Source organism: Kribbella sp. NPDC056345, from assembly GCF_042262745.1.
Classification (GTDB): Bacteria; Actinomycetota; Actinomycetes; order Propionibacteriales; family Kribbellaceae; genus Kribbella.
On sequence record NZ_JBHJQQ010000006.1, the window covers coordinates 16,399 to 30,018 of the forward strand.

Annotated in this window: 14 protein-coding genes; 9 read left to right on the forward strand and 5 right to left on the reverse strand. The window is 68.0% G+C overall.

Annotated elements, in window-relative coordinates:
* Window positions 1–2: 2 nt before the first annotated feature.
* From ACFCV3_RS21790 to ACFCV3_RS21800, 3 genes are all read right to left on the reverse strand, one after another.
* Window positions 3–1,220: a S8 family serine peptidase gene (locus tag ACFCV3_RS21790; RefSeq protein WP_376032477.1), complete on the reverse strand. Its 1,218-nt coding sequence runs from the start codon at window positions 1,218–1,220 to the stop codon at window positions 3–5.
* A gap of 160 nt (window positions 1,221–1,380) precedes the next feature.
* Complete coding sequence (locus ACFCV3_RS21795) at window positions 1,381–2,103, reverse strand: hypothetical protein (RefSeq protein WP_376032479.1); 723 nt, start codon at window positions 2,101–2,103, stop codon at window positions 1,381–1,383.
* A gap of 52 nt (window positions 2,104–2,155) precedes the next feature.
* Window positions 2,156–2,611: a DUF6194 family protein gene (locus ACFCV3_RS21800; protein WP_376032481.1), complete on the reverse strand. Its 456-nt coding sequence runs from the start codon at window positions 2,609–2,611 to the stop codon at window positions 2,156–2,158.
* Window positions 2,612–2,693: 82 nt separating this feature from the next.
* Between ACFCV3_RS21800 and uvrC the strand changes: the two genes are divergently transcribed.
* The 3 genes from uvrC to yvcK are packed head-to-tail and all read left to right on the forward strand — an operon-like array spanning window position 2,694 to window position 6,525.
* A complete protein-coding gene (gene uvrC, locus ACFCV3_RS21805) occupies window positions 2,694–4,721 on the forward strand; it encodes an excinuclease ABC subunit UvrC (protein ID WP_376032483.1) in 2,028 nt (675 codons plus the stop codon).
* Window positions 4,721–5,587 (forward strand): RNase adapter RapZ, encoded by an 867-nt coding sequence (rapZ, locus tag ACFCV3_RS21810; RefSeq protein WP_376032485.1) that lies wholly within the window; start codon window positions 4,721–4,723, stop codon window positions 5,585–5,587. Before uvrC ends, rapZ begins: the two co-directional genes overlap by 1 nt.
* Window positions 5,584–6,525, forward strand: a complete 942-nt coding sequence (gene yvcK / locus ACFCV3_RS21815; protein ID WP_376032487.1) for a uridine diphosphate-N-acetylglucosamine-binding protein YvcK — start codon at window positions 5,584–5,586, stop codon at window positions 6,523–6,525. The genes rapZ and yvcK overlap by 4 nt, the downstream gene beginning before the upstream one ends.
* Here the strand turns inward: yvcK and ACFCV3_RS21820 are convergent.
* Window positions 6,522–8,009 carry a hypothetical protein gene (locus tag ACFCV3_RS21820; RefSeq protein ID WP_376032489.1) on the reverse strand — a complete coding sequence of 496 codons (1,488 nt, stop codon included), beginning with the start codon at window positions 8,007–8,009 and terminating at the stop codon, window positions 6,522–6,524. The genes yvcK and ACFCV3_RS21820 overlap by 4 nt on opposite strands.
* Complete coding sequence (locus ACFCV3_RS21825) at window positions 8,006–8,512, reverse strand: SigE family RNA polymerase sigma factor (protein WP_376032491.1); 507 nt, start codon at window positions 8,510–8,512, stop codon at window positions 8,006–8,008. Before ACFCV3_RS21825 ends, ACFCV3_RS21820 begins: the two co-directional genes overlap by 4 nt.
* A 149-nt stretch (window positions 8,513–8,661) precedes the next feature.
* Between ACFCV3_RS21825 and whiA the strand changes: the two genes are divergently transcribed.
* The 6 genes from whiA (at window position 8,662) to ACFCV3_RS21855 (ending at window position 13,560) form a co-directional block, all read left to right on the forward strand.
* Window positions 8,662–9,645 carry a DNA-binding protein WhiA gene (whiA, locus tag ACFCV3_RS21830; RefSeq protein WP_132403991.1) on the forward strand — a complete coding sequence of 328 codons (984 nt, stop codon included), beginning with the start codon at window positions 8,662–8,664 and terminating at the stop codon, window positions 9,643–9,645.
* Between the two features lie 214 nt (window positions 9,646–9,859).
* Window positions 9,860–10,864 (forward strand): type I glyceraldehyde-3-phosphate dehydrogenase, encoded by a 1,005-nt coding sequence (gene gap, locus ACFCV3_RS21835; protein WP_376032493.1) that lies wholly within the window; start codon window positions 9,860–9,862, stop codon window positions 10,862–10,864.
* 86 nt (window positions 10,865–10,950) lie between these two features.
* Window positions 10,951–12,144, forward strand: coding sequence for a phosphoglycerate kinase (locus ACFCV3_RS21840; RefSeq protein ID WP_376032495.1), 1,194 nt, complete (start codon window positions 10,951–10,953; stop codon window positions 12,142–12,144).
* Between the two features lie 4 nt (window positions 12,145–12,148).
* On the forward strand, window positions 12,149–12,955 hold the full coding sequence (tpiA, locus tag ACFCV3_RS21845; protein WP_376032497.1) for a triose-phosphate isomerase: 807 nt from the start codon (window positions 12,149–12,151) through the stop codon (window positions 12,953–12,955).
* On the forward strand, window positions 12,952–13,185 hold the full coding sequence (secG, locus tag ACFCV3_RS21850) for a preprotein translocase subunit SecG (protein WP_132403979.1): 234 nt from the start codon (window positions 12,952–12,954) through the stop codon (window positions 13,183–13,185). Before tpiA ends, secG begins: the two co-directional genes overlap by 4 nt.
* Window positions 13,186–13,200: 15 nt before the next feature.
* Complete coding sequence (locus tag ACFCV3_RS21855) at window positions 13,201–13,560, forward strand: RNA polymerase-binding protein RbpA (protein WP_344163993.1); 360 nt, start codon at window positions 13,201–13,203, stop codon at window positions 13,558–13,560.
* Window positions 13,561–13,620 lie beyond the last annotated feature (60 nt).

Sequence of the window (13,620 nt, forward strand, 5' to 3'; positions counted from 1 at the left end):
GTTTACTGCTGAGCCGGATCCGCCTTGCCGGCGAACAGCAGCTTGTTCGGCGAACCGGTGCCGGGGTCGCCGACCTTGTCCGGCGTGGCCGCCCCGACCAGTGCGGTCGCGACATCAGCAGGCTTGGCGTCCGGGTGGTCGGCCAGGTAGAGCGCGATCGCTCCTGCGACATGTGGCGTGGCCATCGACGTACCGCTCATCTTCGCGGTCGAGTCCGGCCCGGTGATCCCGACCGACATAACGTCGACGCCCGGGCCGAAGAGGTCGACGCACTTGCCCCAGTTCGAGAACGACGCCTTCTGGTCCCGCTCGTCGGTCGCGCCGACCGTGATCGCGGACGCCTCCCGCGACGGGGAGCCCGTGCAGGCATCCGAGCTTTCGTTGCCAGCAGCAACCGCATAGGTGATACCGGCACCGATCGACGCCTTCACCGCGGCGTCCAGCGCATCGTCGGCCGGGCCGCCGAGGCTCATGTTCGCGACCGCCGGCTTCTTGGCGTTCTTGGTCACCCACTCGATCCCGGCCACCACGGTCTCGGTCGTGCCCGAGCCCTTGCAGTCGAGCACCCGGACCCCGAAGACCTGCGCGCTCTTGGCGACACCGAACGTCGTACCGGCGATGGTGCCGGCGACGTGGCTGCCGTGACCCATGCAGTCGACGCCGTTCTGGCCGTCGCCGACGGTGTCGGTGCCGACCGACGCGCGGTCACCGAAGTCCTTGTGCGCCGCGTAGATCCCGGTGTCGATCACGTAGACGTTCACCTTGTCCGCGGGCGACGACGGCGTGTACTTCTTGTCGAGCGGCAGGTCCCGCTGGTCGATCCGGTCCAGGCCCCACGGCGGTTCGTCCTGTTTCACCGTGAACTTCTGGTTCTGCTGCACGAACGCGACCCGGGAGTCACCGGCCACCTTCTTCGCCTGCTCCTCGGTCATGGTCGCCGAGAAACCCTTGATCGACGCGTCGTACTGGTCCCGGAGCTTGACGTCGTACTTGGTCGACAGGCTCTGGTTCGTGGCGCGCGTCTCACCCTGCGTGCGCTGGCCGGCGAGGACCACGATGTAGCTGCCGGGTACGGCGGCCGGGCTGCCGGCACCGCGGATCGCAACACCGGTCTGCTCCGGCTGCGCCGCCGTACTGGTCGCGGCGATACCGGTCACGGCCAATCCTGCGGCGGCGAGCGCACCGAGCGCCACGCGCGGTCTGATGAATCTTAGGGACATGGGCGGAAACTCCCTCGAGTCGACGCAAGGCCTTGTTGCCTCACGCAAAGGACCTGCGCATCTACCCTGGGTGACAGGCTACGGACCGCGCTCATCCCAATCGGGGGTCAACTCCGCCTTATGACCCAACCCGCAATACGACCGCCGTCCAATCGCAAGGTCAGAAGCGTCCCCAACGGATCGGCCGGTCGATCCCGCCGTACCGGTGGATGATGTAGCCGTGGGCGCGCGCCCAGCGCTCGGCGCCGCGCGCGAGTGCCTGCGAACCACAGTTCAGGAAGTCCTCGGCGAGTTGCCGATCACCCCAGATCCGCAGCAGTTCGAGCAGCGGCTCCTCCGAGCTCGCGCGGCCAAGCTTGACCGCCAGTACGACGATCAGCCGGCGCAGGTCCGGATTGGCGACCGCGGTCCGGGTGAGCGCGGGCTGGTAGAACCGCTGATGGGCCCGGCGCAACTGGTTGTAGCTCTCCCGTGCTGCCGGACCGTCTGCTGCCCAGGATCCCTGCGGGGTGAGCTTGCGTGCCGTGTTCACCAGCATGCGTTCGTACGATCCGAGCTTCGCCATGTCGGCGGGGGTGAAGCCGAGTTTGTTGACCAGGGTCTCATCGGCTCCCCGCGCGATCAGCCTGCGAACTGCCTCCTCACGCTGGTGGTACCGCGCGAGGTGCAGCGCGGTGTTGCCTTCGGAGTCGCGGAGGTCGAGGGTGTAACCGGACTCGACGAACTCGTCGAAGCGAGTGCTGTCGCGATCGTCGATCGCCGCGCTGAAGAAGGCGGTCCGGTCACGGAGTGCCGGTTTGCGCGACCGCGTCCGCACCACGATGACGATGATCAGCAGGCTGATGCCCAGGCCCGCGACAGTGACGATCCAAGCGGCGTGCATCCCACCATGATCGGCTGCCTGGCGCGCGTGCGCAGGCGCTGGCAGGTTGCGGTCAGTGCGCGAGGCGGCTCTCGTGGTTGGCGTACTTGCGGGCGGCGAAGTCGTAGGCGTCGGTGATCAGCGGGAGCAACGGATCGAGGTCGGTGGGGGAGACGATCGCGACCCAGTACTGCGAGGCGTAGAAGGGGTGCGGCATCAGGGTGTCGCGGGCGGCGTAGTCGTGGCCGGAGTCGAGCACCCAGTCGGCGTCGCGCTCGGTCGGCGGTGTACTGAACAGACTCGTGTACGTCGCCTTGGTCAGGCCGAGGTTGAGTCGCCAGGCACCGGGTTCGTCGAGCCGGGAGACCTGCTCGTAGTGGTCGCCGGTGACGATGGTGGCGAAGGGTTGCTGCCGCTCCGGTGGGAGGTCGGCAGCCGGGTCGTACAGGTAGAACAGGTCGTCCTGGGCGTCGAGGACCCGGACGCCCGATCGGTCGCGGATCAGCCGATCCAGTTCGTCAGCAGTCATGCCTTCAAGTCTGTCATTGAACCTGCGATGGAGACTTCGGCAGAATTCAGGTTTTGTCGGCGGCCCGAACTAGGGTTGTCGGGTGGCTGATCCATCGTCCTACCGACCCGCCCCCGGGTCGATTCCCGACTCGCCCGGTGTCTACCGCTTCAGCGACTCCGCCGGGCGGGTGATCTACGTCGGCAAGGCGAAGAACCTGCGGGCCCGGCTGTCGTCGTACTTCCAGGACCTGGTCAACCTGCACCCGCGCACGCAGGCGATGGTGACGACCGCGGCGAAGGTCGAGTGGACCGTCGTCGGCACCGAGGTCGAGTCGCTGCAGCTGGAGTACTCCTGGATCAAGGAGTACGACCCGCGCTTCAACGTGAAGTACCGCGACGACAAGTCCTACCCGTGGCTCGCGATCACGCTCGACGAGGACTTCCCGCGGGTGATGGTCGGCCGCGGCCAGAAGAAAAAGGGCGTGCGGTACTTCGGCCCCTACAGTCACGCCTGGGCGATCCGGGAGACGGTCGACCTGCTGCTCCGGGTCTTCCCGATGCGCTCGTGCAGCAAGGGCGTGTTCAACCGGCACCGCCAGATGGGCCGGCCCTGCCTGCTCGGCTACATCGGCAAGTGCGCGGCGCCCTGCACCGGTCAGGTGTCCCAGGAGGAGCACCGCAAGATCGTCGACGACTTCTCCGCGTTCCTCTCCGGCCAGACCGCGACGTACGTGCGCCGCCTGCAGCAGGAGATGAAAGCCGCGGCTGCGGAGCTGGAGTACGAGCGCGCAGCCAAGATCCGCGACGACCTCGCCGCCCTCGAGAAGGCCCTGGCCAAGAACGCGGTCGTCCTCGGTGACGGTACCGACACCGACGTGATCGCGCTCAGCGAGGACCCGCTCGAGGTCGCCGTCCAGATCTTCTACGTCCGCGGCGGCCGGATCCGCGGTGAGCGCGGCTGGATCGCCGACAAGGCCGACGGTACGGCGACCACCGGTGACCTGGTCTCGCAGTTCATCCAGCAGACGTACGCCGGTGATTCGGGCGACGCGATCCCGCGCGAGATCCTGGTGCCGGTCATCCCGGACGATGTCGAGGCGCTGACCGAGTGGCTGGAGCGGACCCGTGGGACGCGGGTGGCGATCCGGGTTCCGCAGCGTGGTGACAAGAAGGCGCTGATGGAGACCGTCGAGCGCAACGCGTTGCAGACGCTCACGATGCACAAGACGAAGCGGGCCAGCGATCTGACCACCCGCAACCAGGCGCTGGAGGAGATCCAGGCCGGTCTCGACCTGCCCGAGGCCCCGCTGCGGATGGAGTGCTACGACGTCTCGAACCTGCAAGGCACCGAGGTGGTCGCCTCGATGGTCGTCTTCGAGGACGGCCTGCCGCGCAAGAGCGAGTACCGGCGGTTCGTCATCAAGGGCGTCGAGGGGCAGAACGACGTGGCCTCGATCGCCGAGGTGCTGACCCGGCGGTTCAAGCGGATGATCGAGGACCGCGCCGACATCCCGCCGGGGGAGGACCCGACGGCGTACCTGGTGGATCCGGAGACCGGCCGGGCGAAGAAGTTCGCCTACACCCCGGGCCTGGTCGTGGTCGACGGTGGCCCGCCGCAGGTCGCGGCCGCCCGGCAGGCGCTCGACGAGCTGGGGCTCGGCGACATCCCGATCTGCGGTCTGGCCAAGCGGCTCGAAGAGGTCTGGATCCCCGACGAGGAGGACCCGGTGATCTTCTCCCGGACCTCCGAGGGTCTGTATCTGCTGCAGCGGCTGCGGGACGAGGCACACCGGTTCGCCATCACCCACCACCGCAACCGGCGCTCCAAGACCATGGTCGAGAGCGTTCTGGACGACGTACCGGGGCTGGGGGAGGTCCGGCGCAAGACGCTGCTGCGGCACTTCGGCTCGCTGAAGAAGTTGCGGCAGGCCACGATCGACGACGTGGCCGAGCTGCCCGGATTCGGGCGCCGGACGGCGGAGTCCGTCGTACTGGCGGTGAACGCTGCCGCAACGACGGCCGAATCCGGCCGGGCGCCGTCGGTGAACACGGCCACAGGCGAGATACTGGAGGAAGACGCTCCGGTGGCCGGGGCGGCCAACGGGGATCCAGGGAGAACAGAGAACTGATGGACGACACGAGCGGCAACCTGATCATCGTGACCGGGATGTCCGGGGCGGGCCGGAGTTCGGTCGCGGACGTGCTGGAGGATCTCGGCTGGTTCGTGGTCGACAACCTGCCACCGATGTTCCTGACCACGATGGTCGAGCAGACCATCGGCACCGGGACGCAGCCGCGGCTGGCGGTCGTCGTCGACGTCCGGACCGGGATGTTCTTCGACGAGCTGAGCTCCGCGCTGCACGACCTGCGGATCAAGGGCTACCGGCCGCTGACCCTGTTCCTGGAGGCCTCGGACGACGTCATCGTGCGCCGGCAGGAGGGCGTGCGCCGCCCGCACCCGCTGCAGGGTGAGGGCCGGCTGCTGACCGGCATCCAGCGGGAGCGCGAGCTGCTCGGCGACATCCGGGCCGGTGCCGACCTGGTCATCGACACCTCGAACATGAACGTCCACCAGCTCGCCGCGAAGATCGTGAACGCCTTCGGTGACGAGGAGAACGCCGAGCTCCGGGCCACCGTGGTCTCGTTCGGTTTCAAGTACGGCATCCCGGTCGACGCCGACGTGGTCGCGGACATGCGCTTCATCCCGAACCCGTACTGGCAGCCCGACCTGCGCCCGATGACCGGGCAGGACAAGCCTGTGTCAGACTTCGTGCTCGGCCATCCGCTGGCCCAGCAGTTCCTGCAGAACTATGTGGACGTGCTGGACACCCTGCGGACCGGCTACCTGAACGAGGGCAAGCGCTTCGTCACCGTCGCGATCGGCTGCACCGGGGGTAAGCACCGCAGCGTCGCGATGTCCGAGGAGATCGCCCGCCGACTGCGCGAGAAGGGTTCACCCACCTTGGTCGTCCACAGAGATCTCGGGCGCGAGTGACACGATCCCCCAGGGTCGTTGCATTAGGCGGAGGGCATGGCTTGGCGGCCTCGCTGTCCGCTCTCAGGCACGTCACCGATCAGCTCACCGCGATCGTCACCGTCGCCGACAACGGCGGCTCGTCCGGCCGGCTGCGCAAGGAGCTGGGGGTGCTGCCGCCGGGTGATCTGAGGATGGCTCTGGCCGCGCTGTGCCGCGACGACGAGTGGGGCCGCACGTGGGCCGACGTCCTGCAGCATCGCTTCCGCAGCAACGGTGACCTGCACGACCACGCGGTCGGCAACCTGCTGATCGTCGCTCTGTGGGAGCTGCTCGGTGAGGCCGTCGACGGCCTCGACTGGGTCGGCCGCCTGCTCGGCGCCCAAGGCCGCGTGCTGCCGATGTCCGCCGTACCGCTGGACATCACTGCCCGCGTAATCGGTCTCGACCCGGAGCACCCGGAGGCGATGACCGAGATCCGCGGCCAGGCCGAGGTCGCGACCACCAACGGTCATGTCGTCGACGTGGCCCTCGACCCGGCCGACCCGCCGGCCTGTCCCGAGGCTCTGGTGGCCGTCGCGGAGGCCGACTGGGTCGTGGTCGGTCCGGGCTCGTGGTTCACCTCGGTGATTCCGAATCTGCTGGTCCCCGCGCTGTGCCGCGGTCTCGAGCAGACCAGCGCCCGCCGCCTGCTGACGCTGAACCTGGGGGAGCAGAAGGGCGAGACCGACGGCTTCTCACCCGAGACCCACCTCGAGGTCCTCGCCGCCCACGCACCCGACCTGCGCATCGACGTGGTGCTGGCCGACGAAGGCCACGTGCCGGACCCCGAGTCGCTCCGTCGGACAGCGGAATCCCTCGGGGCCGACCTGGTCATCGCCGACATCGCCGACGACGACCAGCACCTCCACCACGCCCCCGACAAACTCACAAAGGTCTACCGGGAGCTCCTCGTCTAGCTGGCGTCCACACTGATCTTCTGGTCGTAGATCAGCTTGGCGTCGGCGTCGTACCCACGCACCCGCACCTTCTTGAAGTTCTCGCTGCCGCCAGTGGTGCCCCACAGGTAGTAGCCGTTCGAGATCGCCGCGCGTACCGGTCCGGTCGGCAGGTCCACGATGATCTGCGCGACGCCTTCCGGAACCGTGGCCCACATGGAGAACCCGCTCTTGGTGGGATCGCCGAACGTTCCGTCGGCCTGCACCCCGGTGCGGGTGTAGTCGTAGGCGCTCTGCTCGGCGCGGTAGCACCAGGCCAGCACGTTCTGACCGGGGGAGACCAGCAGCGCGGTGAACCGCTTGGCGCTGCCGACCTTCAGTGCGACCTGCCAGTCGGGGCTGATCGGGCCCGCGTTGTACGGCCGCTCGTCGCCGGGGCCCTTGCCGCTCTCCATGAAGGAGTCGTCCGGCTTCTTGCACTCGGTCCGGACCTGCTCGTCACTCAACGGGCTGAACGGTACGACGGTCAACGGCTTCCCGCTCTCCGGGTCCTTGGTCAGCACGACCTTGGGCTCGATCTGCGGCTGGGTCCTGATCTTCACGTCGGCCGGGATCTGCGGCTCCTTCGGCGGCTCGACCTTCACGTACTTCCAGTCGTAGATCCGCTTGCCGTTCGCGTCGTAGCCGCGGATCCGCTGGACGGTGGGTTCGTAGTTGTCCCACGCCTTCGAGTTCGGGTCGATCTTGCGCATCTGCTCCCACTCGGGGAAGCCGAGCGTGAAGTAGCCCTCGGGCCCGACCAGCGCCTGCCGAGGCGCAGACTCACCGGCGAGGCTGACCAGCACGTGGGCGACACCGGCGGCCGGAACCTGCAGGCCCGCCTCGACGACCTGCGGACGCGGCTCCGGGGCGCCTTCCATCGCCTTCGGGAACGGGCGGATGCTCGTGCTGATCCGTCCGCTTTGTCCTTCCCCGCGCTCATCCTTCTGCGAGCACAAGCTGACGATGGACCGGTCGGGTGCGAGGAACAGCGCCTCGAGACGCTTCCGGTCGCCGCTCTTGACCAGTACCCGCCAGCCGGCGTTGATCGGGCCGGCCTTGTCGTAGGCGTTCGACCCGCGTTCCTTGTTGGCCTGCACGTTCTCGTTGTCGGACCATTGGCAGCGCTTCAGTACGGCGGCGTCGGAGAGCGGGCTGGCCGGTGGCGGCAGCGTGGCCTGGATCCCGGTCTCGTTGTCGGTGATCCGGCCGGTCTTCGCGTCGACCGTGATGGTCTCGCTCTTCGGCGTCCGGGCCGGTCCCTCGCTCTCCTGCAGTGTCTTCGACCAGACGCTGAGACCACCGACGATGGCGAGGGTGGTGAGGACCGAGGTCGAGGCGATCGCGATCCGGGTCCGGCGGACCGAGCGGCGGCCCCGGGTGAGGATGTCGTCGATGTCGGTGTGCAGTGGCTGGTCGGTGTCGTCGGCCGCTGCGGCCAGCAGCCGTTCGATGTCGTTGCTCACGAGGCGCTCCTTTCGGTGTGGCCGAGTAGTTCGCGGAGCCGGTCGAGTCCGCGGGACGTCTGGCTCTTCACGCCGCCCTGGCTGACGCCGAGGATGTCGGCGGTCTCCTCGACGCTCAGGTCGTTGTAGTAGCGCAGGACCACGCACGCACGCTGGCTCGGGGCCAGCTGGGCGAGGGCCTTGATCACGAGCAGCCGGTCGTCGACCGGCCCGCCGATGTCGGGCGCCACCAGGGCGGCCTCGTCGGTCTCGTCGGGCCGTTCGCGCCGCCAGGGTTTGCGGGCCTGGTCCAGGACCGACGTGACCACGGCCCGGTGCGCGTAACTCTTGACGCCTTCCCGCCGTTCGATCCGGTTCCACCGGCGGTACACCTTCACCAGGGCGTCCTGGGCCGCGTCCTCCGCACGATGCCAGTCACCACACATCAAGTACGCCGTACGGCGCAGTGGGCGGATCATCGTCGCGGCGAATTCGGTGAACTCGGCGTCGTCTCGTGCTCTCATGCCCCTCCTCTCGTGCTGTCGCGGAAGGAACGCAGCCGGCCGGGTGTTGGGTTGCAGTGAATCCGTAACGCGGTTCACCCGGGCGCAGTTGGAGCTTCTGCCCGGGGTTCTCCAGGAGGGTCTTTGACAACGGTGGGAGGATGCCTTCTATGGCGATGACAGCACAGGTGAAGTCCGAGTTGACCAGCATCCAGGTCACGAAACCCTGTTGCCGCAAGGCCGAGGTGTCGTCCGTGCTGCGCTTCGCGGGTGGGCTGCACCTGGTCTCCGGCAGGATCGTCGTCGAGGCCGAGCTGGACAGCGGCGCCGCCGCCCGCCGGCTGCGCAAGGACATCGCCGAGATCTTCGGGCACCCGTCGGACGTCGTGGTCATCTCCCCGTCCGGAATCCGGAAGCAGACCAAGTACGTCGTTCGCGTCGTCCGCGACGGTGATGCGCTGGCCCGCCAGACCGGGCTGGTCGACAACCGCGGCCGTCCGGTCCGCGGCCTGCCGCCGGCCGTGGTCTCGGGTGCTTCCTGTGACGCGGTGGCCGCCTGGCGTGGCGCTTTCCTCGCGCACGGCTCGCTGACCGAGCCCGGCCGCTCGTCCTCGCTCGAGGTGACCTGCCCGGGCCCTGAAGCCGCGCTGGCGCTGGTGGGTGCGGCCCGCCGGCTGGGGATCGGCTCCAAGGCGCGCGAGGTGCGCAACGTCGACCGCGTGGTGATCCGCGACGGTGACGCGATCGGCGCCCTCCTGACCCGGCTGGGTGCGCACGAGTCGGTGCTGGCCTGGGAGGAGCGGCGGATGCGTCGCGAGGTCCGCGCCACGGCGAATCGGCTGGCCAACTTCGACGACGCGAACCTGCGCCGTTCCGCCCGCGCCGCGGTCGCCGCGGGCGCGCGCGTCGAGCGGGCGCTCGAGATCCTGGGCGACGACGTACCGGATCATCTGCAGGTGGCGGGCAAGCTGCGGCTGGAGCACAAGCAGGCCAGCCTGGAGGAGCTCGGGCAGCTGCACGAGCCGGCGCTGACCAAGGACGCGGTGGCGGGCCGGATCCGGCGGCTGCTGGCGATGGCCGACAAGCGCGCGAGCGACCTCAACATCCCGAACACCGAGGCGAATCTCACCCCGGAGATGCTCGACCCGGCCTGACCCCGGACGCGGGCTCACCAGCGGCACAACTGGTATTCACCGAAAGACCCCGGAGAGTTTCCGGGGTCTTCTGCTGTGTGGTGGTCTGGACCACGACCTACCCGCTGGTCACGGTGGTCTGCTGTGGATAGCACCAGTTGGCCGAGTGGGCGGTTGGGCTAATGTTCGGGGTGAAGAGCAGTGCTGGAACGCTAGTTCGAGGAGACGTAGTCCCGTGACCGTACGCGTAGGTATCAACGGCTTCGGCCGGATCGGCCGTAACTTCTTCCGCGCCGTGCAGGCGTCCGGTGCCGACATCGAGGTCGTCGCCGTCAACGACTTGACCGACAACCAGACCCTCGCCCACCTGCTCAAGTACGACTCGATCCTGGGCCGTTTCCCCGGTGACGTGTCCGCGACCGACACCGACATCACCGTCGGCGACCACAGCTTCAAGGCGTTCGCCGAGCGCGACCCGGCGAACCTGAAGTGGTCGGACGTCGGCGCCGACATCGTGATCGAGTCGACCGGCTTCTTCACCGACGCCACCAAGGCCAAGACGCACGCCGACAACGGCGCCAAGAAGGTCATCATCTCCGCCCCGGCGAAGAACGAGGACCTGACCATCGTGATGGGCGTCAACCACGAGCTGTACGACGCCGAGAAGCACACCGTCATCTCGAACGCGTCCTGCACCACCAACTGCCTCGCGCCGATGGCCAAGGCCATCCACGACGAGTTCGTCATCCAGCAGGGCCTGATGACCACGGTGCACGCCTACACCCAGGACCAGAACCTGCAGGACGGCCCGCACTCCGACCTGCGTCGCGCCCGCGCCGCGGCGATCAACGTCGTGCCGACCTCGACCGGTGCCGCCAAGGCGATCGGCCTGGTGCTGCCGGAGCTCAAGGGCAAGCTGGACGGCTACGCGCTGCGCGTCCCGGTCCCGACCGGCTCGGCCACCGACCTGACCGTCAACGTCGGCCGCGAGACCACCGCCGAAGAGGTCAACGCCGCCGTCAAGGCCGCCGCCGAGGGTGCGCTCAAGGGCTACCTGCGGTACACCGAGGACCCGATCGTGTCGAGCGACATCGTCACCGACCCGGCCTCCTGCATCTTCGACGCCGGCCTGACCAAGGTCCTGGGCAACCAGGTCAAGGTCGTCGGCTGGTACGACAACGAGTGGGGCTACTCCAACCGCCTCGTCGACCTGGTCACCTACGTCGGCAAGTCCCTCTGACGTTCATCTCTTCAGCATGCGTCCGAAGGTGACCCTGGTGTCCTCCTTCGGGCGCATGCCTGTTTCGTAGACAGGAACTGTGAACCGTGAAGAAGATCGACGACCTCGGCGACCTGGCCGGCCAGCGGGTGCTCGTCCGCTCCGACCTGAATGTGCCGATCAAGAACGACGTGATCGGCGACGACGGCCGGATCCGGGCGTCGCTGCCGACGCTGGTGAAGCTGGCCAAGGCCGGTGCCAAGGTGATCGTGACCGCGCACCTCGGCCGCCCGAAGGGCACCCCGAACCCGGAGTTCACGTTGGCCCCGGTGGCCAAGCGGCTCGGCGAACTGCTGCAGCCCGAGGGCATCACCGTGCACTTCGCGACAGATGTCACCGGCGACTCCGCGCAGTCCGCCGTCCAGGAACTCGACGAGGGTGAGGTCCTGCTGCTCGAGAACGTGCGCTACGACCCGCGCGAGGAGAGCAAGGACGAGGCGCAGCGCGACCAGCTGGCCGACGAGCTTTCCGCCCTCGCGGATGTCTTCGTCAGCGACGGCTTCGGTGTCGTGCACCGCAAGCAGGCCAGCGTGTACGACGTCGCCCGCAAGCTGCCGCATGCCGCCGGTGGCCTCGTGCTGGCGGAGGTCGACGTACTGAAGAAGCTGACCGAGGAGCCGGCTCGCCCGTACGTCGTCGTCCTGGGTGGCGCCAAGGTGTCGGACAAGCTCGCCGTGATCGACAACCTGCTGGCCAAGGCCGACAAGCTGCTGATCGGTGGTGGCATGGTCTTCACCTTCCTGAAGGCGCAGGGACACGAGGTCGGCAAGAGCCTGCTCGAAGAGGACCAGCTCGACATCGTCCGCGGCTACCTGAAGGAGGCCGGCGACAAGATCGTGCTGCCGACCGACATCGTGGTGGCGCCGGAGTTCAAGGCCGACTCGCCCGCGACCGTCGTGGCCGCGGACGCGATCCCGGCCGACCAGCTCGGCCTGGACATCGGCCCGGACTCGGCCAAGGCGTTCGCCGCCGAGGTCGCCGCCGCGAAGACGGTCTTCTGGAACGGCCCGATGGGGGTCTTCGAGATGGCGGCGTTCGCGGGTGGAACCAAGGCCGTGGCGCAGGCGTTGACCGAGGTGACTGGCCTGAGTGTCGTCGGTGGCGGTGACTCCGCGGCCGCCGTCCGGCAGCTAGGCTTCGCCGACGATGCGTTCGGCCACATCTCCACCGGTGGTGGCGCATCCCTCGAGTACCTGGAGGGCAAGGAGCTCCCGGGACTCGCCGTACTGGAAGAGGACTGACCTGATGGCAGAAGCTGCCCGTACGCCCCTGATGGCGGGCAACTGGAAGATGAACCTCAACCACGTTGAGGCCGTCCACCTGTTGCAGAAGCTGTCGTGGACGCTGCAGGACAAGAAGCACGACTTCGAGCGCGTCGAGGTGGCGGTGCTGCCGCCGTTCACCGACATCCGCAGCGTCCAGACGCTCGTCGACGGTGACCGGATGAAGATCAAGTACGGCGCCCAGGACGTGTCGACCAAGGACGCCGGCGCCTACACGGGTGAGATCTCGGCGGCGATGCTGAGCAAGCTCGGCTGCACGTACGTGCTGACCGGGCACTCGGAGCGCCGGCAGTACCACGGTGAGGACGACGCGCTCGTCAACGCCAAGACCGCCAAGGCACTCGAGGCGGGCCTGGTCCCGATCATGTGTGTCGGCGAGGGCTTGGAGATCCGCAAGGAGAACGGCCAGGTCGAGCATGTCCTGGCGCAGGTCGACGCAGGGCTGGCCGGCCTGAAGCAGGACGACGTCCGCAAGGTCGTCATCGCCTACGAGCCGGTCTGGGCGATCGGGACCGGTGAGGTCGCGACCCCGGAGGACGCCCAGGAGGTCAACTCGGCGATTCGCGCGCGGATCGAGGAGACGATTTCACCCTCGGTGGCCGACTCGGTACGGATTCTTTACGGCGGATCGGTGAAGATGGCCAGTGCAGGTGGCATCATGGCCCAACCGGATGTCGACGGCTGTCTCGTCGGGGGCGCGAGCCTCCAGGTGGACGAGTTCGCCGGCATCTGCCGTTACCTGGACCTTCAGTTAGGCTACTCCTCGTGATCCTCGCTTTCTCTATCGTCGTGCTCATCTGCAGCCTCATCCTCACGCTGCTCGTGCTGCTGCACAAAGGCCGTGGTGGTGGCCTGTCCGACCTGTTCGGTGGGGGAGTGTCGTCCAGCCTGGGCGGTTCCTCGGTCGCCGAGCGGAATCTGGACCGCATCACGATCGGTGTCGGCCTGATCTGGTTCGCCTCCATCGTCGCGCTCGGCCTGCTCTACAAAATCGGCTGAGGGAGGTAGGGTCCCGTGGCTGGTGGTGGTAGTGCTATTCGTGGCAGCCGGGTCGGTGCCGGCCCGATGGGCGAAGCGGAGCGCGGTGACACCGCGCCCCGTCAGCGGGTCGTGTTCTTCTGTGCCAACGGGCACGAGACGGCGACCGTCTTCGCGGTCGAGGCAGCTGTCCCGGAGGCGTGGGACTGTCCGCGGTGCGGTCTGCCGACCAGCACCGATGTGAACAACCCCCCGCCGCCGACGAAGATCGAGCCCTACAAGACCCACCTGGCCTACGTGAAGGAGCGCCGCTCCGAAACGGAGGCAGCCGAGATCCTCGAAGAGGCCCTGGAGAAGCTCCGCGCGCGGCGTGCCCGCGGCGAAGTCATCTTCTGACCATCAGTAGTACAACCCGGATCGGCCTTCGTGGCCGGTCCGGGTTGTCGCGTTGTGTGG